At 67.8% G+C, this 20,939-nt stretch carries 23 protein-coding genes; 14 read left to right on the top strand and 9 right to left on the bottom strand.

Annotated elements, in window-relative coordinates; all coding sequences use genetic code 11:
• Positions 1 to 130 precede the first annotated feature (130 nt).
• Positions 131 to 844 carry a hypothetical protein gene (locus ASF20_RS20190; protein WP_056277360.1) on the top strand — a complete coding sequence of 238 codons (714 nt, stop codon included), beginning with the start codon at positions 131 to 133 and terminating at the stop codon, positions 842 to 844.
• A gap of 8 nt (positions 845 to 852) precedes the next feature.
• Here the strand turns inward: ASF20_RS20190 and ASF20_RS20185 are convergent, their stop codons facing one another.
• Together ASF20_RS20185 and irr are read right to left on the bottom strand one after the other, a co-directional pair.
• Positions 853 to 1,437 (bottom strand): histidine phosphatase family protein, encoded by a 585-nt coding sequence (locus tag ASF20_RS20185; RefSeq protein ID WP_056211886.1) that lies wholly within the window; start codon positions 1,435 to 1,437, stop codon positions 853 to 855.
• A 152-nt stretch (positions 1,438 to 1,589) separates the two neighbouring features.
• Complete coding sequence (gene irr / locus ASF20_RS20180; RefSeq protein ID WP_056211884.1) at positions 1,590 to 2,099, bottom strand: Fur family transcriptional regulator Irr; 510 nt, start codon at positions 2,097 to 2,099, stop codon at positions 1,590 to 1,592.
• A 337-nt stretch (positions 2,100 to 2,436) separates the two neighbouring features.
• Here irr and fabA point away from each other — a divergent pair, with 337 nt between their 5' ends.
• The 3 genes from fabA to fabI all read left to right on the top strand — a co-directional run bounded on the left by fabA (position 2,437) and on the right by fabI (position 5,592).
• Positions 2,437 to 3,012 carry a 3-hydroxyacyl-[acyl-carrier-protein] dehydratase FabA gene (gene fabA / locus ASF20_RS20175; RefSeq protein ID WP_056211882.1) on the top strand — a complete coding sequence of 192 codons (576 nt, stop codon included), beginning with the start codon at positions 2,437 to 2,439 and terminating at the stop codon, positions 3,010 to 3,012.
• A 114-nt stretch (positions 3,013 to 3,126) separates the two neighbouring features.
• On the top strand, positions 3,127 to 4,353 hold the full coding sequence (fabB, locus tag ASF20_RS20170) for a beta-ketoacyl-ACP synthase I (RefSeq protein WP_056211879.1): 1,227 nt from the start codon (positions 3,127 to 3,129) through the stop codon (positions 4,351 to 4,353).
• 405 nt (positions 4,354 to 4,758) lie between these two features.
• Positions 4,759 to 5,592, top strand: a complete 834-nt coding sequence (fabI, locus tag ASF20_RS20165) for an enoyl-ACP reductase FabI (RefSeq protein ID WP_056277356.1) — start codon at positions 4,759 to 4,761, stop codon at positions 5,590 to 5,592.
• 101 nt (positions 5,593 to 5,693) lie between these two features.
• Here fabI and ASF20_RS20160 read toward each other — a convergent pair whose 3' ends face one another.
• The 5 genes from ASF20_RS20160 to ASF20_RS20140 form a co-directional block, all read right to left on the bottom strand.
• Positions 5,694 to 6,263 carry an NUDIX hydrolase gene (locus ASF20_RS20160; RefSeq protein ID WP_056277353.1) on the bottom strand — a complete coding sequence of 190 codons (570 nt, stop codon included), beginning with the start codon at positions 6,261 to 6,263 and terminating at the stop codon, positions 5,694 to 5,696.
• A 72-nt stretch (positions 6,264 to 6,335) separates the two neighbouring features.
• Positions 6,336 to 6,515, bottom strand: a complete 180-nt coding sequence (locus ASF20_RS20155) for a hypothetical protein (RefSeq protein WP_156648148.1) — start codon at positions 6,513 to 6,515, stop codon at positions 6,336 to 6,338.
• 23 nt (positions 6,516 to 6,538) lie between these two features.
• Positions 6,539 to 6,991 (bottom strand): RNA polymerase sigma factor region1.1 domain-containing protein, encoded by a 453-nt coding sequence (locus ASF20_RS20150; RefSeq protein WP_056277345.1) that lies wholly within the window; start codon positions 6,989 to 6,991, stop codon positions 6,539 to 6,541.
• A 198-nt stretch (positions 6,992 to 7,189) separates the two neighbouring features.
• On the bottom strand, positions 7,190 to 8,233 hold the full coding sequence (locus tag ASF20_RS20145) for a YihY/virulence factor BrkB family protein (protein WP_056211871.1): 1,044 nt from the start codon (positions 8,231 to 8,233) through the stop codon (positions 7,190 to 7,192).
• Between the two features lie 64 nt (positions 8,234 to 8,297).
• Entirely contained in the window at positions 8,298 to 9,305 is a 1,008-nt protein-coding gene (locus ASF20_RS20140) for a LysR family transcriptional regulator (RefSeq protein ID WP_056277341.1), read from the bottom strand.
• 112 nt (positions 9,306 to 9,417) lie between these two features.
• On the opposite strand from ASF20_RS20140, the gene ASF20_RS20135 reads away from it, so the two are divergent.
• The 7 genes from ASF20_RS20135 (at position 9,418) to ASF20_RS23640 (ending at position 15,909) form a co-directional block, all read left to right on the top strand.
• Entirely contained in the window at positions 9,418 to 10,047 is a 630-nt protein-coding gene (locus tag ASF20_RS20135) for a YceI family protein (RefSeq protein ID WP_244476511.1), read from the top strand.
• A 34-nt stretch (positions 10,048 to 10,081) separates the two neighbouring features.
• Entirely contained in the window at positions 10,082 to 10,684 is a 603-nt protein-coding gene (locus tag ASF20_RS20130) for a cytochrome b (RefSeq protein WP_056211865.1), read from the top strand.
• A complete protein-coding gene (locus ASF20_RS20125; RefSeq protein WP_056211863.1) occupies positions 10,681 to 11,262 on the top strand; it encodes a YceI family protein in 582 nt (193 codons plus the stop codon). The genes ASF20_RS20130 and ASF20_RS20125 overlap by 4 nt, the downstream gene beginning before the upstream one ends.
• A 327-nt stretch (positions 11,263 to 11,589) precedes the next feature.
• A complete protein-coding gene (locus tag ASF20_RS20120) occupies positions 11,590 to 13,068 on the top strand; it encodes an MmgE/PrpD family protein (protein WP_056277338.1) in 1,479 nt (492 codons plus the stop codon).
• Between the two features lie 103 nt (positions 13,069 to 13,171).
• Positions 13,172 to 14,359 (top strand): MFS transporter, encoded by a 1,188-nt coding sequence (locus tag ASF20_RS20115; protein ID WP_200941369.1) that lies wholly within the window; start codon positions 13,172 to 13,174, stop codon positions 14,357 to 14,359.
• 34 nt (positions 14,360 to 14,393) lie between these two features.
• On the top strand, positions 14,394 to 14,546 hold the full coding sequence (locus tag ASF20_RS24290) for a DsbA family protein (protein ID WP_156389807.1): 153 nt from the start codon (positions 14,394 to 14,396) through the stop codon (positions 14,544 to 14,546).
• 373 nt (positions 14,547 to 14,919) lie between these two features.
• A complete protein-coding gene (locus tag ASF20_RS23640) occupies positions 14,920 to 15,909 on the top strand; it encodes an NAD-dependent epimerase/dehydratase family protein (protein WP_082501471.1) in 990 nt (329 codons plus the stop codon).
• 304 nt (positions 15,910 to 16,213) lie between these two features.
• Here the strand turns inward: ASF20_RS23640 and ASF20_RS20105 are convergent, their stop codons facing one another.
• Together ASF20_RS20105 and ASF20_RS20100 are read right to left on the bottom strand one after the other, a co-directional pair.
• On the bottom strand, positions 16,214 to 16,762 hold the full coding sequence (locus ASF20_RS20105; RefSeq protein ID WP_056211858.1) for a hypothetical protein: 549 nt from the start codon (positions 16,760 to 16,762) through the stop codon (positions 16,214 to 16,216).
• 8 nt (positions 16,763 to 16,770) lie between these two features.
• The gene (locus tag ASF20_RS20100; protein WP_056277335.1) at positions 16,771 to 17,637 is read right to left on the bottom strand and encodes an exosortase/archaeosortase family protein; all 867 of its coding nucleotides are present in this window, start codon (positions 17,635 to 17,637) and stop codon (positions 16,771 to 16,773) included.
• Positions 17,638 to 18,635: 998 nt separating this feature from the next.
• On the opposite strand from ASF20_RS20100, the gene ASF20_RS20095 reads away from it, so the two are divergent.
• The 3 genes from ASF20_RS20095 to ASF20_RS20085 all read left to right on the top strand — a co-directional run.
• Positions 18,636 to 19,097: a hypothetical protein gene (locus ASF20_RS20095; protein ID WP_056211854.1), complete on the top strand. Its 462-nt coding sequence runs from the start codon at positions 18,636 to 18,638 to the stop codon at positions 19,095 to 19,097.
• Positions 19,094 to 19,585 carry a glycosyltransferase gene (locus ASF20_RS20090; protein WP_056211852.1) on the top strand — a complete coding sequence of 164 codons (492 nt, stop codon included), beginning with the start codon at positions 19,094 to 19,096 and terminating at the stop codon, positions 19,583 to 19,585. The genes ASF20_RS20095 and ASF20_RS20090 overlap by 4 nt, the downstream gene beginning before the upstream one ends.
• Positions 19,586 to 19,772: 187 nt before the next feature.
• The coding region (locus ASF20_RS20085) for a GumC family protein (RefSeq protein ID WP_162242641.1) at positions 19,773 to 20,939 on the top strand (1,167 nt) is incomplete at its 3' end.

Raw genomic sequence — 20,939 nt, 5'->3', positions numbered from 1 at the left:
CCAAGCCTTCCCTCGCCAAGCCTTCCCTCGCCAAGCCTTCCCTCGCCAAGCCTTCCCTCGCCACGCTCTCCCTCGCCAAGCCCGTGAGGCCGTGGCACTCTCGCGATCCGAAGACGGAGAGAGCGCGGGCATGGCGGCGGGCTTCGAGCATATCCTGAACTGGCGGCTGCTGGCCGGCTCGCACGATTTTCCAGGTCCGGATGGCGGCACCTGCATCAACGAGGCGGCGATCGTGGCCGCCGGCCTGCCCTATCGGGCGATCCGCGCCTCGGCCGATTGCCCGCCCTGTTTCTCGCCGCCCCTGTCCGCCTACGCCCTCGGCCTGAACGATGCGATGCCCGATGCCGAGCGGCCGCGCCTGATGGCCTTCGTGCTGCGGCTCTCCGGCTCGGCGGACGTCCCGGCCGTGGAGGCCGAGCGCGTCGCCTTCCTCGCCCTGGCGAGCGTCCGTCGCATCCTGCCGCCCCTCCTGGATCTGGCGGGCCTGCCCACCCTGGCAGCGGCCTGCGACGGGGCGGCGGATACGGACCGGGCCCGGGCGGTTGCCCGGGACGCCGCCTGGCAGGGCGGCGCGCGGGCGCAGGAGGCCTCGCAGCGCGGGGCCTGGAGGCAGGGCGCTCGGGCCGCGGCGGTCGCCCGGGCCGCCACCGCCGCCGGGAAAGCCTTCGCGGATGCGCGCTGTGCGGCCGAGGTCGCGGAGGGTGCCGCGGCCTTCGTGCCGGAGGTCTGGGCGAGCGCCGTGGCGATCCTCGACGAGGCCCTGGAGATCGGCCGCCGGGCGGCGCCTCTCGACCGCGCGCTGGTGCAGCGGCGCCTGGACGCCGCGCGGTCGGGGCTCGCGTAGAGCCCGGCTCAGACCGGGGCGGGCGCCGCCATCGGGTCGAAGGTCACGGTCTGGCAGTTGTCGAGCCAGACGCCCGTCAGGTGATAGAAGAAGGTGCCGTGGCCGACCACCGCGATGCTGTGCTCGGGCCGAGCCGCGAGCCAGTCGCGAAAGCCGAGGACGCGGGCGTCGAAAAGGGTGCGCGGCTCGATATGCACGCCGCGGGCGTCGGGCGCGCCCTCGGCATGCCACCAGATCTCCGGCAGATGGTCGACGGCGACGTCCGGGAACTCGGCGGCTAGCACCGAGGCGGCCCGGCCGACATCGCAGCTGCTCTCCTGGCACTCCCGATGCAGGACCTCGACGAGGATGCGCGGGCGGCTCGGATGGTCGCCGAAGATGCCCTGGGTGGTCTGGATCGCCCGGGTCAGGGGCGAGGTCACCACCAGATCGAAGGGGATGTCGTGCAGGGCCGCCCGGGCCGCCCGGACCTGGCCCTGCCCCCGCTCGGTCAGGCGGGCGTCGACGTGGCCGGGATCCTGTCCGGTCAGGCGGTGCGCGGCGTTGAAGGTCGATTCGCCGTGGCGGACGCAGACGATGCGAGTGGGGGCCATATGGGTCCGGTTTCGATGGGATGGGAGGACGGCGCGCCGGCGATAACTTCGCGAGGCGCGCCATCGTTGCGCGGCGCGTCAGGGCACCGCGCCAAAGAAAAAGGCCCGGTTGCCCGGGCCTCGATGACGGTGCGTGCGGATTCGGCGGGCGGTCAGGCCTTGCGGGCGACCGGGCCACGGCGGCGCAGGCGGACGATCACCTCGACGCCGGCGATCTCCATGCCCTCGGGGGCGTCTGGCAGGGAATCCACGGTGATCCCGCAATCGGGCATGTCCAACACCTGTCCCTCGTCCTCAAGGAAGAAGTGGTGGTGCTCGCTCGGGTTGGTGTCGAAGTAGGCCTTCGATCCGTCGAGGGCGAGCTGACGCAGGAGGCCGGCCTCGGTGAACTGGTGCAGCGTGTTGTAGACGGTGGCCAGCGACACCGGCACCTTGGCGCGCATCGCCTCGTCGTAGAGCATTTCCGCCGTGAGGTGGCGATCGCCGCGGCCGAACAGCAGCCAGCCCAGGGACAGGCGCTGGCGGGTCGGGCGCAGGCCCGCCCGGCGCAGGCGATCGCGCAGATCCGACAGCGGGCAACCGCGACGGCCGGCGGCCATGTCGCCGCCGGGAACGGAGGCCCGCGCGTTCAGCACGGCCTGCAGGGGCAGAAGGTTCGACATCGGGCGTACAAACATCCCACGCGGAAAACGGGAAACTCAGCGGATATGTATACGGAACCCGCTGCCGCATCGCAACCCGAGCCGCACGCGGGGCTGGCCCTGCCCTACGCGGCGGCCCCCTCCGTCCCGTCGTGCCTCCGAGCGGCGGCCGCGGATTGGGACGCTTCGAGCGGGCGGGCAGCTTTGAGGCGCACAAGCCCTGTGTTAACGAAGCGCCGATTTCACGCCGCAGCGTCGGCCGGATCGGCCCGTGCCGTGTCCGTTCCGGCGCCGGTGGCGCGACGCCGAGGGGGCCACGTGCGCCCCGGACCCAACCCTGAGGACCGATCCGCTCATCATGTCTTCCGCTTCCGATCCGAACGCTCCGTCGGGCACCGCCCCGGCGACCGCCGCGCCCCAGCGGGCCTCGCACTATTCCTACGAGGAACTGCTCGCCTGCGGCCGTGGCGAGCTGTTCGGCGCCGGGAACGCGCAGCTGCCCCTGCCGCCGATGCTGATGTTCGACCGCATCGTCTCGATCGGCTCCGAGGGCGGCGCCCATGGCAAGGGCCACGTGCTGGCCGAGTTCGACATCCGACCGGACCTCTGGTTCTTCGGCTGCCACTTCAAGAACGATCCGGTGATGCCCGGCTGCCTCGGCCTCGACGCCCTCTGGCAACTCGTCGGGTTCCATCTCGGCTGGCTCGGCGCCCCCGGCCGCGGCCGGGCGCTCGGCGTCGGAGAGGTCAAGTTCACCGACCAGGTCCTGCCGACGGTGACCAAGGTCGTCTACGGCATCGACATCAAGCGGGTGCGCCTCGGCAAGCTCGTGCTCGGCATCGCCGACGGTTGGCTCGAGGCCGACGGCACCCGGATCTACGAGGCCAAGGACCTGCGCGTCGCGCTGTTCCAGGCCCAGGCGGCGGGCGGCTGAGCCCGACGCGGTTGAGATCGGGACGCCCGAGTCCTACCTGAATCCACGCGAAGGTGCCGTCTCGAGAACAAGCACCGCGAAGAACAAGCCCCGGCGGCGGAGAGCATCGTGTCCATGCGGCGTGTCGTGATCACCGGGATGGGCATCGTCTCATCCATCGGCAACAACACCGAGGAAGTCCTCGCCTCCCTGCGCGAGGCCAAGTCCGGCATCGGGCGTTCGGCCTCCTACGCTGAGCACGGCTTCCGCAGCCAGGTCGAGGGCCGCCCCACCCTCGACCCGGAGGGCGTCGTCGACCGGCGCGCCATGCGCTTCCACGGCGGCGGCACCGCCTGGAACCACGTCGCCATGGACCAGGCGATCCGGAACGCCGGCCTGGAGGCGGGCGACATTTCCAATGATCGCACCGGCATCATCATGGGCTCGGGCGGACCGTCCACGAAGGTCATCGTCGAATCCGCCGCCATCGCGATCGACAAGGGTCCCAAGCGCGTCGGCCCCTTCGCCGTGCCCAAGGCCATGTCCTCCACCGCCTCGGCGACCCTGGCGACCTGGTTCAAGATCAAGGGCGTGAACTATTCGATCTCCTCGGCCTGCGCGACGTCGAACCACTGCATCGGCAACGCTGCCGAGGTCATCCAGGGCGGGCGCCAGGACATCATCTTCGCGGGTGGCTGCGAGGACCTCGACTGGACGCTCTCGGTGCTGTTCGACGCCATGGGCGCCATGTCCTCGAAGTACAACGACACCCCCGCCCGGGCGTCCCGCGCCTACGACGCCAACCGCGACGGATTCGTCATCGCGGGCGGTGCCGGCGTGCTGGTGCTCGAGGAATTGGAGCACGCCAGGGCGCGCGGCGCGACGATCTACGGCGAGATCGCCGGCTACGGCGCCACCTCGGACGGGCACGACATGGTCGCCCCCTCCGGCGAGGGCGCGGTCCGCTGCATGCGCCAGGCGATCGAGGGCCTGAAGGGCGCCAGGATCGACTACATCAACCCGCACGCCACCTCGACGCCCGTGGGCGACGACAAGGAGATCGAGGCGATCCGCGAGGTCTTCGGGCGCGGCGACGACTGTCCGCCGATTGCCGCCACCAAGTCCCTCACCGGCCACTCCCTCGGCGCGACGGGCGTGCAGGAGGCGATCTACGCGCTGCTGATGATGAACAACGACTTCATCTGCGAGAGCGCCCATATCGACGAGATCGACCCGGCCTTCGCCGATATGCCGATCCTGCGCCAGCGCCGTGACGGGGCCAAGCTCGGGCACGTCCTGTCGAATTCCTTTGGATTCGGCGGCACCAACGCGACGCTCGTCCTCAAGCACGTCGACGCCTGAGGGCGACGGATCCGGATCAGGCTTAACGTCCGGCCCGGCCCGTTAAGGAACTGGAGAGACCTTCCGCCGTTCCTTGTTTCTCGGGATTGCTGGAAGGCACAGCCATGTTGTGGTTCACGCTGGGAACCGTCGGCGGCCTCGCCCTTGCCGGGACCACGGCCGTCTACATCAAGCAGGTCATGATAGACCGCGCCAATTGCGACACCGACGGCTACTTCTAGCCGCCGCGCCGCCCCGCCTGCACCCAAAGGCCCCGTCGCGGCTCCCGCACGACGGGGCCTTTGCGTTTCGGCGAAGGCGCCTTCGGCTCCGGTGGGATTGGACAGGGCCACGACCCCCGCGCTAAGCCTCCCACCAACGATGACGGGTCCGAGGGGCCCGAGGATCCGCGACCGGGGGACGTGCATGACGGGTTTGATGGCGGGAAAGCGCGGCCTCATCATGGGGGTCGCCAACGATCACTCGATCGCCTGGGGCATCGCCAAGGTCCTGCACCGCCACGGGGCCGAGCTGGCCTTCACCTACCAGGGCGACGCGCTGGGGCGCCGGGTGTCGCCGCTGGCGGCCTCCGTCGGCTCGGACATCGTCCTGCCCTGCGATGTCGAGGACATCGCCAGCGTCGACGCGCTGTTCACCGCCCTGGACGCGCGTTTCCCCGAGGGCCTCGACTTCGTCGTCCACGCCATCGGGTTCTCCGACAAGGGACAGCTCAAGGGCCGTTACGTCGACGTCACCACCCGCGAGAATTTCTCGCGGACCATGACGATCTCCTGCTTCTCCTTCACCGAGATCGCCCAGCGCGCAGCCAAGCGAATGCCCCGCGGCGGCTCGCTCCTGACGCTGACCTATGGCGGCTCGACCCGGATCATGCCGAACTACAACGTCATGGGGGTCGCCAAGGCGGCCCTCGAGGCCTCCGTGCGCTACCTCGCGGGCGACCTCGGCCCGGACGGCATCCGGGTCAACGCCCTCTCGGCGGGCCCGATGCGGACCCTGGCCGGGGCCGGCATCGCCGATGCCCGCCTGATGTTCAACCACCAGAAGGCGCACGCCCCCTTGCGCCGGACGGTGACCCAGGAGGAGGTCGGCGGCTCAGCGATGTACCTGCTCTCGGATCTCTCGGGCGGCGTCACCGGCGAGATCCACTTCGTCGATTCCGGCTACAACATCATCTCGATGCCCCGCCCCGACGTGCTGCAGGCCCAGGACGAGGCCGGAGTCATCGGCGACGCGGTCTAGCGTTTGTCGGGGATCCGTGGAAACCGGTTATCCCGAACAGACAAACGAGACGAAAGGACCCGAGAGGCTGTCAGGTTCAGGACTCCGGACAGACTCTCGGATCAGCCCGAGAACAGCGCGGGCCGGCGGGCGCGCAGGGCGAGGACCAGGGTCAGGGTCTTGAGGTCGGTCAGCTCGCAGCGATCGGCCATTCGGGCGAGTTCGGCCAACGGCATCTCGACGACCCGGATGTTCTCGTGCTCGCCGTCCGCGCCCCCGCCCCCGTCCACCCGGTCGGTGGCGGCGTAGGCGGCCAGGAACAGGTGGATGCGCTCCGTCGAGATGCCGCCGCAGGAATAGGTGGCGCCGACGAAGTCGAGGTCGCCGAGGCGCAGGCCCGCCTCCTCCAGCACCTCCCGCCGGGCATTGTCCTCCGGGGTGCCGTCGTCGATCAGGCCGGCGGGGCCCTCGAGCTGGCTCTGCTCGCCGGCGACGTAGAGGGCGGGCACCCGCAGCTCCCGCACCAGGGTCGCGACCCGGCGCACCGGATCGTAGGGCAGCACGCCCACGGAGTTGCCGTGGTCCTCGATCTCGCGCTCGGCCTCGCTGCCGTCGGCGAGGCGGACACGGGCCAGCGAGAAGCGGCTCCAGCCCTCGTGCAGGGTCCGCAGGCTGAGGATCTCGGCTTTCATCGGTCGTCCTTCTGGCCCCGGGAGGGCGCGTTCCGGCTGGCCCGTGGGCACGGGCTGTCGTGCGGGTGGCCGTCAGGGGCCGCCTGCCGGGGCGCCCTCAATCCCCATGATGGGCTCGCCGCGGTTGATCCGGTCGTCGAGCGTCAGGTAGCCCGGTTCGCCGGCCTCGACCCTGTGGTCCTGCTCGCTCGCCTCGGCCCGGCACTTCAGTTCGACGACGATCGCCGCCGCGAGGGGCGTCTGGATGTCCATGTCGGTCTCCCGAGCGCCGCGCTTCATCGGCCGAGGGCGATCAGGACCGCCCCCATCAGCACCAGCACGATCAGGGCCGCCACCAGCACGGCGTTCCGGACCCGGTGCCCCTCGGCCGATGGGGTCGCGGGACCCGGTTCCAAGCCGGCGGCCACCGGCGCGCCGGCCCGGGACGCCGGCGCGTCCGGGCGCGGCGCGGCCGGTGCGGCGTCGAGGGAGGGCGGTCCGGGCGCGGGCGCGAGGGGCAGCCGCGCGATTCCGTCGGGATGGGCCCGCCCCGTGAGCAGGTCCTCGAGCTCAACCGGAATTCCGGCGGCCTCGAGGTCCAGGACCACCTGTGCGATCGCCTCGGCGCTCATGCCGTGGATCGGCAGGGCAGCCTGGAGGTCGGCCGGGGAGAGCTCGCCCTTCTGCCGCCCGAGCGCGATCAGCCGGTCGAGATCCCGTTGCGCGACGGTCGCCGAAGCGCTCACCATGGGCGCGACCCCGTCACGGCTGCGCCTCCGCCGGCCCGCGCCGCGGCGGCCCCTGCTCCGCCCGGCCCTGGTGGTCGTGCGTGTTGTCGTCCGGCCATCCACCACTCCCGACGCTCTGCCGTCCGGAAACCCGTCGGATATCGCCGCTGTTCCCGGGCTCAGGGGGGGCGACGGCGCCGCCCAGCCCCGGGCTCCCGCTCAGTCCTGGCTCGGCCCGACGCTGTCGGCGGCGAAGGCCTGGCGGACGCCCAGGGGCTTCGGCCGGCCCTCGGTGCTGTCACAGGCGGTCTGGCGCTCCATCTCCGAGTTGATCTCGGCCCCCACGAGAACGATGACGATGGATAGCCACATCCAGGTCATGAACCCGATGCCGGCTCCCAGCGACCCGTAGATGCGGTTGTAGCTGTCGAAGCTCGCCACGTACCAGGAGAACATCCCCGAGGCGCCGACCCAGAACAGCGCCGCGAGGCTGCTGCCCCAGGTCACCCAGCGCCACTTCGCCCGGTTCCGGCTCGGGCCGTAGCGATAGATCAGCGACAGGCTGAGGGTGACCACGCCAAGGAGGGCCGGCCAGCGCACGATCTGCAGGACGGTGTCGGTGGCGGTGATGAAGCCGAGGCGGTCGAGGATCGCCGGCAGCAGCACCACCGCGCCGGTGGAGACGAGGAAGAACACCACGCTGGTGATCGTGAACAGGAAGGTGGTGGCGTAGAAGCGGACCAGGCTGCGCTTCTCGCGCTCCTTGTAGATCACGTTGAGGGCGTCGAAGAGCGCGCTCACCCCGGAATTGGCGCTCCACAGGGCGATCAGCAGACTGATGCCGGACGTGGTGCTCAGGGAGCCGGTGCTGCGCTGCGCGATCCGCACCAGCTGGTCCGAGACCAGTTCGAGGGCGCCCGGCGGCAGGATGTCCGCCAGCAGGCTGACGTGCTGGCTGATGACGTGGGGATCCGAGAACAGCCCGTAGATCGACACCACCGCGACGAGGCCCGGGAACACCGCCAGCAGGGCGAAGAACGCGACGCCGCCCGCCGTGGTCAGCACCCGGTCCTGCGGCATCGCCCAGAACACCCGCCACAGGATGTCCCGCCAGCCGGCCTTGGGGATGTCGACGGGGTCGGTCGCGCCCCGGCCGCGCCCGGGCTCGTGCGCGCGCTGGCGCGCCTCCGCCAGCTCTTCCGGGTTCAGGGGGCGGGTGCTGACCGAGCGCCAATCCTGCCCCTCATCGTCGTCTCGCACCATGCCGACACCCTGCCGGACCGCTCGTCGCCGGAACCCCGCCGCGCGGGGCGCGCCGCCCCCGGGATCACACTCTGCCTGAACTCTCGTCACAGGTCGCCACCGATGCCGACACAGGCGTGGGACGATCGAGCCCGGACCTGGGGCAGATCGCGGCCCGCCGGGCCATCTCGGTGCGGACGTGCTCGCGGAACAGGCGGACCCGCGCGGGGAGTTCGCGGCCCGCGAGGGTGACGGCGCGCAGGGTCCCGCCCCGGCTCGCCCAGTCGGGCAGGACGCGCACGAGGTCGCCCCGGGCCAGGGACTTGGCCGCGACGAGGCTCGGGATGTGGCCGATCCCGGCCCCGGCCAGGGTGAGGCGCAGCACCGTGGCGAAATCCGTGGCCCGCACGGCCGGCCGCAGGGTGATCCCGGCCTCCCGCCCCTCCACGTCCGAGACAAGGATCTGGGTGGCACCGAGACGCTCCCGGGCCAGCACCACGTCGTGCGCCGCCAGCCCGTCGATGTCGGCCGGGGCCGGGCGCTGGGCCAGGTAGGCCGGGGCCGCGTAGAGGCCGATCGTCAGGTCGGCCAGGATCGGCGCGGTGTAGCCGCTGTCGGGGTGGTCGCCGCCGCCGAGGCGGAGCGCAAGGTCGACCCGGTTGGCCGCGAGATCGAGGCGGCTGTCGGTGATGAGGAGTTCCAGGGTGATCTGCGGGTGCCGGGCCCGGAAGCTCGCCACGAGATCCGGCAGCACCTCGACCCCGAAATCGATCGAGGCCGTCACCCGCAGGTGCCCCCGCGGCAGGGTGCGGGCACCGCGGGCCGTCTGCAGGGCCTCGTCCAGAAGGGCGAGACTCTCCAGGGCCCGGGCGTGGAAGGCGAGCCCCTCGGCGGTGGGCGAGACCGCCCGGGGCGTACGGGCGAGCAGCGTCACCTTCAGCACCGATTCGAGGCGGGCGACGCGCCGGCTGACGCTGCCCTTGGTCTCGCGCAGGAAGGCGCCCGCCTGGGTCATGCTGCCGAGGTCGACGACGGCGCAGAAGGCCCGGACATCGTCGAGGTTTCCGGCGAAGGTTTCCAGATGCGCAACCATGTGTCCCCGATTAGCGCGCTATCGCACCCGCGGGAAGCGGCCTATTGGCGATCCACCGACCCGGCGCCCAGATGCCACCCTCATCGGCGCCCTCATCCTCGGAGCGAACCCCGTGATCCGTCTCTCGCCATCCCTCGTCGCCCAGACCGTCTCCCTCGCCCTCGCCCTCGCGTTCGCCGCGCCGGCCCTCGCCCAGACCCCGCCGACCCGCGACCCGGCCCAGATCCAGGCCGGCACCTACGCGGTCGATCCCGGCCACACCCAGGTCGGCTTCACCGTCTCGCATATGGGCTTCTCGAACTACTCGGGCGGCTTCTCGGACGTCTCGGGCACCCTGGAGCTGCAGCCGAAGACCCCCGCCGCCTCGAAGCTGTCCATCAAGATCCCGGTGGCCTCGGTGATGACGACCAGCGAGAAGCTGACCGGCGAGCTCAAGGGCGACCAGTGGCTCGACGCGGCTAAGTTCCCCGTGATGACCTTCGTCTCCACGAAGGTAACGCCCGAGGGCAAGGACAAGGCGAAGGTCACCGGCGACCTGACCCTGCACGGCGTGACGAAGCCGGTGACCCTGACCGTCACCCTCATCGGCGCCGGCGTGAACCCGCTGAACAAGAAGGTCACCGTGGGCTTCGAGGCCACCGGCACGCTCAAGCGCTCCGAGTTCGGCGTGAAGACCTACGTGCCGCTGATCGGCGACGACCTGCACCTCACCATCGCGGGCGCCTTCGAACGCAAGGAATAGGCCTTTCCGTCCACCCCGCCGAAGGGAGCGCGTCATGACCGAGACCGCCCGCGTCGGGCCCGAGCCGCGCTACACCCGCGTCGCCATCGCGCTGCACTGGCTCAATGCGCTGGCGGTGCTGGGGCTGATCGCGATCGGTCTCGCCATGACGCACGGGGACCTGGCGCCGATGCGCCGGTTCCAGCTCTACCAGTGGCACAAGTCGGTGGGCCTCACGGTGCTGGCCCTGACGCTGCTGCGCCTCGGCTGGCGCCTGGCCCACCGGCCGCCGCCCCTGCCCGCGACGCTGCCGGCCCGGGAGCGGGCCGGCGCGCACGCGGCCCATGCCTTGCTCTACGGGCTCCTCCTCGGCCTGCCGCTCGTCGGCTGGGCCGTGGTCTCGGCTTCGCCCTTCAACCTGCCGACCGTGCTCTACGGCGTCCTGCCCTGGCCGCACCTGCCGGTGCTGCCGGAGCTGGCGAACAAGGCCGCCGTGGAGGCGGTGCTGAAGCAGGTCCATGCCTGGGGGGCCTGGTTCCTCATCGGTCTCCTGCTGCTGCATGTCGGTGCGGCCCTGCGCCACCACCTCGTCCTGCGCGACGACACCCTCCGGCGGATGCTGCCCCGCGCCCCGCTCAAGTCCGGATTCCAGCCATGATCGCCGCTCGCCTCGCCTTCGCGGTCGCCCTCGCGGCGGCGCCCCTGGCCCTGCCCGCCTGCGCCGCGGCTGCGGCCTGGACCGTCGATGCGGCCCAGAGTCGGATCGGGTTCTCGGGCGTCCAGGTCGGCACGCCCTTCAAGGGTCGCTTCAAGCGCTTCAGCGCACAGATCACCTTCGACCCCGCCACCCCGGAGACGGGGCACGCCGTGGTCGATATCGACCTCGCGAGCGCCGAGACCGGCGATGCCCAGCGCGATACCGCCCTGCCCCAGGCGGAGTGGTTCGACGTCAAGGCCACGCCGCAGGCCCGGTTCGAGGCGACGCGGTTCGTCGCCAAGGGCGGCGACGCCTACGAGGCCGTCGGCAGCCTGACGATCCGCGGCATCCGCCGCGACGCGGCCCTGCCCTTCCGCCTGACGTTCGCGGGAGCGACGGCCCGGGCGGTGGGCCACCTCGACCTCGTACGCACGCAGTTCGGCGTCGGACAGGGACCCTGGGCTTCGGGCCAATGGGTCGCCCTGGAGGTCGGCGTCGACATCGACCTCACTGCGACGGAGACGGCCCCCAAGCCCTGAAGCGGATCGGCCAGCACATGGGCCGTCGGCGGGCTCGTCGGGTTCACGCCGGATCGCATCTCTCCGATTGCACGTCGCCGGAAGGACGCTCCGAAAGCGAAACCTGTGCTTGCACGGCGCATCGAGACCTTTGTATCCCACCGGATATCTTGTTTCTCATGCGTAACCGGCGCGCAAAACCGCGGATGGCTTGCAGAAAGCGGGAGCCCTGCCGCGAGGGTCGGGTTATGCCTCGGTTCCGGTCCCGCCGGCGGCCTCGGCCCCGGCGCGTCCGGCACGGCGGCGTCCATTCGGGCGCGGGCCGCAGGACGCCAGAGGAAGAGATCCATGCCCGTGCCGACGATCGACCGCCGCGCCCTGCTCGGCTCCGCGAGCCTCGCGCTCGTGGGAACCGGCAGCGCCGTCCGTCCCGCCCAAGCCGCACCGGAGACGAAGGGCGAGGCCAAGGCGGAACCGAAGCCGGTGCCGCCGGAGGTCACCCGGATCCTCGCCCGCTACGTGGTCGGCGCGCGCTACGCGGACCTGCCCGAGGCCGTCCGCCGCGAGGGCACCCGCACCCTGCTGAACTGGGTCGGCGTCGCCATCGGCGGATCGCATCACGAGACCCTGGATGTCGCGGTCTCGGCCCTCAAGCCGTTCTCCGGCCCGCCGCAGGCCGGCCTGTTCGGGCGCCCCGAGCGTTTCGACATCCTGAACGCCGCCTTCCTGAACGGCGTCGCCAGCCACATCTTTGATTACGACGACACCCACCTGAAGACCGTGATCCACCCGGCCGGCCCCGTCGCCTCGGCGATCCTCGCCTACGCCGAGATGAACCCGGTCTCGGGGGCGGACTTCCTCAACGCCCTGGTGCTCGGCGTCGAGACGGAGTGCCGGATCGGCAACGCGGTCTACCCGAACCACTACGATGTCGGCTGGCACATCACCGGCACCGCCGGGGTGTTCGGGGCGGCGGCCGCGACGGGCAAGCTGATGGGCCTCACCGAGCAGCAGATGGTCTGGGCGCTCGGGCTCGCCGCCTCGCAGCCCGTGGGCCTGCGCGAATCCTTCGGCTCCATGAACAAGAGCTTCAATCCGGGCCGGGCCGCCTCGAACGGCCTGTTCGCCGCGATCCTGGCCGCGAAGAACTACACGAGCTCGGACGGAATGATCGAGGCCAGGCGCGGCTGGGCCAACACCATCTCGACGAAGCAGGATTACCGCGAGATCACGGAAGGGCTCGGCACCCGCTACGAGGCGGCGCTGAACACCTACAAGCCCTTCGCCTGCGGCATCGTCATGCATCCGGCCATCGACGCGGCGGTGCAGTTGCGCAACGAACACCATCTCACCGCCGACATGATCGAGCGGGTCGACATGAAGGTCCATCCCCTGGTGCTCGAACTCACCGGCAAGACCACGCCGCGCACCGGCCTCGAGGGCAAGTTCAGCATCACCCACGCCGTCGCGGTGGCGCTGGTGGAGGGGGCCGGCGGCGAGAAGCAGTTCAGCGACCGGGCGGTGAACGACCCCGTGATCGCGGCCCTGCGCGCCCGGGTGAAGCCGGTGGTCGACCCGGCGATCCGGCCCGAGCAGGTCGAGCTCACGGTGGTGCTGAAGGACGGCCGCAGCCTGCCCCGGCGCATCGAACATGCCATCGGCAGCGTCGAGCGGCCGATGTCGGACGCCGCGCTGGAGACCAAGTTCACCGACCTCGCGGACGGGATCCTGCCCGACGCCCAGGTGCGCCGGGTCATGGACCTGTGCTGGCGCATCGCCGAGTTGCCGAATGCCGCTGACGTGGCCCGGGCCGGGGTCCAGGCCTGACCGCGGAGGATCGGGATCGACGGGCCGATCCCGGCCGCGTATGGCGATGCCCGCTCCTGGGCCTCGCCCTGCGCCAGCACCCCCTCGCCCGCCGCCAGCAAGGATCACGGACCTGAAGGCCGAGTTCTCGACCACGCGCCTGATCGTGATCCTGGCCTTCGCCGGCTTCGCCAGCACCTTCGCGGGCCGCTCCATCGAGCCGCTGGTCGGCGTGCTGGCGCGCGACCTGCAGAGCGATCCCCACACGGTGGCGCTGCTCTCCACCGCCTTCGCCCTGCCCTACGCGCTGATCCAGCCGATCCTCGGCCCCGTCGGCGATGCCCTGGGCAAGGAGCGGATCATCGCGATCTGCCTCGGCATCCTGACCCTGGCGCTGGCCGCTTGCGCGCTGACCACCAGCCTCGACACCCTGTTCGTCCTGCGGATGATCGCCGGGGGCAGCGCCGGCGGCGTCGTCCCCCTGGCGCTCGCGCTGATGGGCGACCGCATCCCGATCGAACGCCGGCAGGTCGCCATCGGCCGCTTCCTCGTGGCGGTGATTCTCGGGCAGCTCTCCGGCTCGACCTTCGCGGGCCTGATCGAGGGGGCGATCGGCTGGGCCGGCGTCTTCGCCATCACCGCGGCGGTGGCGGCCCTCGGCTGCGGCGCGGCGCTCCTCGGGTTCGACCGCCGCGCGGCAGCCCCGGCCCGGCGACCGGACTTCCGCACGGCGGTCGCGCGCTACCGCACCATCGTGGGCAATCCGCGCGCCCGCATCCTGTTCGGGGCCGTGTTCATCGAGGCGATCGCGGTGTTCGGGATCTTTCCCCACCTCGCCCCGCTGATCGAGGCCCGCGGCGAGGGCGGGGCCCGCGAGGCCGGCTTGGCGTTGGCCGGCTTCGCCGCCGGCGGGCTGCTCTACGCGTTCTCGGTCGGCCTGCTCCTGCGCTTCCTCGGCCTGTCGCGGATGCTGATCGGCGGCGGCCTGATCTGCGCCGGGGCCCTCGTCACCCTCGGGCTGGCCGGCACCTGGCAGCTCGACTGCGCCGCCCTGGTGGCCCTGGGGCTCGGCTTCTACATGCTCCACAACACCTTCCAGGTGCAGGTAACCGAGGTGGCGCCGACCGCCCGCGCCTCGGCGGTGGCGCTCCACGCCTTCTCGTTCTTCTGCGGACAGGCCCTGGGCGTGGCCATCCTCGGTGGCGCTCTCCGGGGCCTCGGCCAGCTCACCGCCCTCAGCCTCTGCGCCGTCGTCATCGCCGGCCTCGGCCTCGTCACGGCCCGGCGCCTGGCGACGACGCCGTCGCGGTGACGTCCGAGATCCTCCCGACCTGCCGGAGTCGCGAATGTCCCCGACGATCGCGGTGTTCTCGGACCTGATCTGCCCCTGGTGCTTCGTCGGCACGCTGCGGTCGGACCGGGCCCTCGACCTGCGGGCGCGCACCAGCCTCGAATGGCTGCCCGTCAGGCTCCCCGGTCACACTCACATTTCAGCCTAACACCGACCCTATGCGAGACACGACGTCCCTCCCAGTCGTCCCGGAGCTCCAAGATGCAGACACTTCCGTCTCGGCGCGTGATTCCGAAGGCGTCGAGCAAGCGCGGTCCCGTCCATCGAGGCGCACGTCGCCGACCATTCGCGTGGATGCGCTGAAGGCCCCTCGGCGCTCGCCATCCCGATGCCAGGGATTTATTCCGTGATTTCGTTTCCACGCGCCTGAGAAAATCGCCTGGATAGATGCCTCCGAATTCATCGCCAAAACAAAAAATTTATCCGGTCAATCGGGTCAATGTTTTTGTGTTTATCTGCTTTTGCAATTATAATTGCTTTGCGCCGATGTCAACGCGATAAGAAACGATAATGAGGGCATAATGCCAGTCAGAACCGATCCAGTCGTCGTCAGTGGAGCCGCAGGCTTCGTAGGATATCATGTCGCCAAGAGATTGCTTGAACGCGGAGAAGGCGTAATCGGAATCGATGTATTTAACGATTACTATGCCGTTTCTTTGAAAGAGGCGCGGGCCGGGCGACTGGAAAAATTTGCCAATTTTCGCATGGAACGTATGGACTTTGCGAATGCGCCTGCGCTCAGGACCCTCGTCAGAGACGAAGGCGTCATGCGAATGGTTCATCTTGGTGCTCAAGCAGGCGTTCGTTACTCCATCGAGAACCCCTTCGCCTATCAACACTCAAATCTACAAGGCCACCTGTCTGTCTTGGAGGCGTGCCGCGACAATAGCCGGTTCGAGCACCTCGTGTATGCGTCATCCAGTTCTGTGTACGGCAATCGGCCAGGGTCAGGCGCTGCATTTACGGAGACAGATAGGGTAGACTCCCCGGTCTCGCTCTATGCGGCCACGAAACGTTCGTGCGAGTTGATGAGTTCTACTTACGCGCATCTCTATGGATTGAAACAATCAGGGCTTCGCTTCTTTACGGTGTATGGACCTTGGGGCCGTCCCGATATGGCTTACTATTCGTTCACCCGTAAAATTTTTCTAGGAGAACCGATCGAGGTCTATGGCGAGGGCCGGATGCGCCGTGACTTCACGTTTATTGACGATATCGTGGATGGGATCATCGGCGTTCTCGATCGACCACCGCCTGAGGCCGAAAACAGGATTCTCAATATTGGCAATGATTCTCCCGAAGATCTACTCACTTTCATCGAAATCATTGAGCAAGCCGTTGGCCGAAAAGCAAAGAAAATCATGCTTCCGATGCAGCCAGGAGACGTGACATCGACCTGGGCAGATATTTCAAAAATCAGATCAATCACTGAATATCGCCCAAAGGTTCGACTCGCAGAAGGAATACCCCAGTTCGTAAACTGGTATCGTGACTACTATCCTGTCGCCTGAGGTGAGATGCGCAGTTCTGATGCGTCATTTTCAGACCAGGATGATGTTCCTTTCGTGTCACACTGTGATCGCGCACTGACGCGATGAAGGGATTTACGCGAACGGTGATGCAGCCGGGTCTTAGGGGGATGGCCCAGACCGCCTGCGCGCTCCTCGACGCGGCCACCAAGTCAGTGCTTGCAGGTATCGCCGGCGGTCGATCTCGGCCCCTCGATCACATCCTGTCGGCGCATGGTTCCGGCTCCAGGCGCAGCGCCGAACGTGCAGGAGATGGCGCGACAGATCACGCGGCACGGCGCGGATGCTACAGGGCCAAGGGGACGGCGAAAGTCTCGAACCGGACCGGGCATTGCCGGCCCACGCGGATCGCCAGCACGGGATGCCAGTGAGGCCGTCCACCGACCTGACGGAGAATGCGCGCAGTCTGATATCGCCACGTCGCGCGGTAGCGGGGCAGATCGCTGGTCATCTGTCCCTCGAAGAGAAACATGAGCTTGTCCGTCTCGCCGGTCTGCCGCTCGATCAGGGCGTGGTTCCAGCCCTGAGGTCTCGCCTCCGTCAATGCGAGGCGACAGTCTCCACGTCTCGCCGTGAGCGAGACTTCCGCCGAGCCTGGGGCCTCGTCGACGCTGAAGCCCTCTGTCATGAGGCGCGCGACCAGCGTTCGCTTAAGGGAAGCAGGATTTCGGATGTCCGGAGCAGTTCCTATAAGAACCTTCGCACCGATGCTCGTAATGGCGAACAGGGCGAGGACAGCCAAGCCCACAGGAACACGCAGGCCCGTGCGCCGCGGCGCGTCGGTCCCCCCAGCGGCCGGGTATCCCGGTTCGGCGACCCTGGCTGGGTCGGACATCGGGTGCGTCATCGGATGGCCGCACCGGTGTCGGTCTGCCTCGGAAGGTCTTGCGCGACAGGATCCGAGGGGCGGGCTCGAACACCAGCCCAGCAGACTGCTCCGATGGCAGCGAGGGTGAGCCAGCTCGTCACGCTGTTGCCGACCGCGCCATGGAGCAACTCGAAATGCTCCGGAAGGAGGCCAATGGCTGCAAGACGCAGGATGTTGATCGCGACGACACTGCAGCAGGCGAGCGCTCCCCAAAGCATGTTGTTTCGCCGGGCGCGCGGCCTCACGACATTGATGGCGATCACCCAACCCAGCAATGCCAGCGAGACATTGCCCAGAGAGGAGCAGGCCGGGTAGATCTGAAGGTAGGTTTGGCCATTCGACGAGGCCACGAGATTTCCAGACGACACGGTTCCGAGAATTGTGGCGACCATCAGCGCATCGGCCGACAGAATATACGGCGCCGCGAGGTTGAACAGGAGACGGGTCCAGCACATCGGCATCGTCACCACGAGCAGGATCGCGGCTCCGCGAGCGAGGCGGCCGGATGATGTCGCCAGCGTCCAGAGCGCGATGGCCGTGAGCGTGACCCACGCAAGCGCGGAAGAAGGTGCGAGGACGAAGGGCGCGGCGATACCGAGCACCACGACATCCCCGCGCATGGGTTCGCTCCCCCCTCGGTCGGTGAACGCGAGGGCGATCCCGCAGACGATGCCGAGCCAGACGATGGCACTGATGTCGAACGTCCGCGATCCGGCGACGACCCAACCCTCGGCTTCCAGGGCCTGCAACATTCGACCCGCCAGACCGTTCGCGGCGCAGATCGCCATGAATGCGCAGAGGTACGCGGACCGTGACGCCGAAAAGCCGAGGCCGATTCGCATCCGCGGGATCCCAGCAGGGGACTTGTCGGGGTATCGCGCAACGGGGGACATATCGGGCACTCGCACGCGGACGTCCCAACCTGTCTACGTCAGAAACAGCGACGCGCGAAGATGCACCGCCCTTGCGATCCGGTGCTTGCGCGGTCCGCGCTATCCCCCTCGACGACCCGGCCCGGCAGACCTGCCTGCGCCGCGGCGCCCTGCTGCCCGACTTCCCGCGCGCTGCTCCCCGCCATCGGCCGCCGCGCGCCCAACGTGGCCCACGACTGCCGGATCGTTGGGATGTCCGCGCCAGGTCCCGGTCGAGGTTTCGGCACCCTTTGGAATCATCGCCATTCTGGCCACCCACCCCTGCCTCTCGGCGCCTTATCGGGCGAGTTCTCAGGCACGTCCCCTGCACCCAAATTATCAAAGATGTTGCGGTGCGGCACAAGCCGAGCTAAAGTTTCGAGCCAGTCGATGATGACTTGGGTTCAATCGGACTTCGGACATTTGCAATTAGAAATTCAAATCAACCTCGATCCCGATTCTACTCCATCCGGCATGCGGGGCGAATGAACAACGCGACGTCCAGAAAATCGCCCCCCCTTGCGAGCGAAGCGATCGCCGCCATTGCCCTTGACGATAGGGGCTGGTCGCGTTGAGGACCCCGGCTCTGCAACATGGGTTTCCAAATACGCCCTGGAATGCGATCGACACGCTTGTGCGAATGCCCATTCAGGAACCGATCACGAGATATCTTACAGGCCACCCAGGTCGCGTTTCATAGTAGTGTTATTTCCAAGTCATGTCATCGAGATTTGTAATAAACTTATTTGGAGAAGACTATATTGCAGATTGACTAAGACATTCGAAATGGAACGTTTCTCGTGATACTCCATTGTCATTGGCATGGTCTCTGGCTGTCTTTCGAAACGATTCCATACGACAATTTGATGAGCATTCCATTGTTAGCCTTGCATATATAGCAAGGCTATCGGTTAAACTGGGAGGCTGCAATGGCAGCGAAACATAAAAGGCCGCGCTTGCTGGCGGTCGCGTCAGGCGGTGGACACTGGATCCAGCTTCTGCGCGTCGTTCCCGCCTTCGGTGAATGTGATTGTGCCTTTATCTGCACGCTTGATGCGCGGGACCAAGTCGCCGGACACCGATTTCATCGCGTCCCGGATGCGAACCGCTGGAACAAGCTCGCGTTTCTGCGTATGGCTCTGTCCGTGATGATCGTCGTTCTCCGCGAGCGGCCACACATCGTCGTCTCGACAGGTGCGGCGCCTGGGTACGTTGCGCTGAGACTCGGACGCCTGATCAGAGCCAAGACCATCTGGATCGACAGCTTTGCGAACGTCGACACGCTTTCGATGTCCGGAAAGATGGCGGGTGGGGTGGCGGACCTCTGGCTCACGCAGTGGCAGCACTTAGCGAAGCCGGAAGGTCCGTATTACGAAGGGTCGGTCATATGATTTTTGTAACGGTGGGTGTCCAGTTGCCGTTCGACCGTCTGATTTCCGCCGTCGATGACTGGGCCGGATCTCGTGGGCGCTCCGACGTGGTGGCGCAAATCGGGGCGTCGAAGCTCGTACCGAAAAACATCAAATATCAATCGACCATGTCGCCCTCGGAGTTTCGGCAGCATGTCGTTGCTGCGAAAGCCGTCGTCGGCCACGCCGGGATGGGCTCAATCATCACGGCCTTGGAGCTCGGCAAGCCGATTCTCGTCATGCCGCGCCGGGCCGCATTCGGCGAACACCGCAACGACCATCAGCTTTCCACGTCGCGGCATATGAAAGCGCAAGGAATCGCCACGGTCGTCGATGATGAAGCTGCGTTGAAGGAGGGCCTCGACAGCATCGAGGGCCTCGTTCGCTCGCAAGAGATCTCGGCCTATGCAAATGCGCAGCTCCTCAACCGTATCTCGACCTTCATCGCCGATGTAAGTGGCCGGATCTGATCAGCGGGCATGGGCGGCGGACGATGCGTATCGGGAATGCGCCTCGTCGCGACGCCAAGGTATGAACCGTCGCGGTCGCATGGCGGACATGGAAGCGATCGTGTTAAGATTCCCACGTATCCACGCTGGCGACCTGCATCGCTGACCTGCGTCGGCCGAAAGCCATGGCACCCTCGATCGAGGACCGATGTTAGCCACCAATCCACGCGCGACGACGGGAACCCCCCTCGCGATACGGGCTCCGGGAGATCCAGGCGACATCGCCTTCATCCTCGGCGTTCTTCGGCGCCAGCGCCGCTTCATCGGCAAGACGATCCTGGCCGCCCTGGTCCTGGGCACGCTGGTTTTTATGTTCGCCCCCTCATCATACAAGACATTCTCGACGGTTCTCGTCGACTTCAAGCGTCTATCGGCTGTCGACGAGAATTTCTCGACGCCCTCTGGCCGGATCGACAGCTCAGCGTTACTCAGTCAAATCGAGATTTTAAAGTCGAACGGCGTGCTGGATCGGGTCGTAATGTCCGAAAAGCTCGACACGGACCCGGATTTCGTCGGATCCACGTCCATGATCCGGAAGCTGGTCGCAGCTCTTGGCCTCGCCGATGACCCGGAGGCTGAGTCCGTCGAAGACCGCCGGAACCGAGCTGCCGAGGTGCTGCGCAAGGCGACCAACGTCGAGCGCGTCGATCTCTCCTACGCCATCACCGTCACGGTGACGGCGCGCAGCGGCGAGAAGGCCGCACGCCTCGCGAATGCGCTCGCCCAGGCCTACATCGACGATCAACTCGAGGCAAAGCGTGCGGCGTCCGAAAAAGCCAGCACGTGGTTTGTCGAACGAATCGCCGAGTTGCAGGATGACGTCAGCAAAGCGGATCGGGCTGTCATCGATTATCGTTTGAAGAACAATATCGTAACCATGGATGGTCGCTTCATCGAGGAGCAGCAGATCCTCGATCTCAGTCAAAAAGTGCTGGAATCGAGCTTCGCCCGTGCCGGCGCGGAAGCAAAGGTCGCACAGATCAACGAGATGGCGAGGACCGGCGGGGTGCAGAACGCGCTCGTCGATGAGTTCTCGAACGAGGTCATCATCCAGCTTCGCAACGCCTACTTCGATGCGAAGCGCCAGATGGCGGATTTCACCGTCCGGTATGGCGCGACGCACGAAGCGACGATCAAAGCCCGCGCGAAGATGAACGAGCTTCAGAACTCGATGAACGACGAGGTCCAGCGCATCCTCGAAGGTGCGCGCAGCGACTTCGCCATCGCGCAGATCAAGGAGCAGAACCTTCAGAAGGAGCTCGCCGACCTGTCGGAGCGGTCGATCCAGGCGCGCGAAGGCCGGGTTCAGCTGACT

The sequence above is a fragment of the Methylobacterium sp. Leaf88 genome (genome assembly GCF_001422795.1).
GTDB lineage: Bacteria > Pseudomonadota > Alphaproteobacteria > Rhizobiales > Beijerinckiaceae > Methylobacterium.
This window is presented reverse-complemented; position numbering and strand designations above follow the sequence as displayed.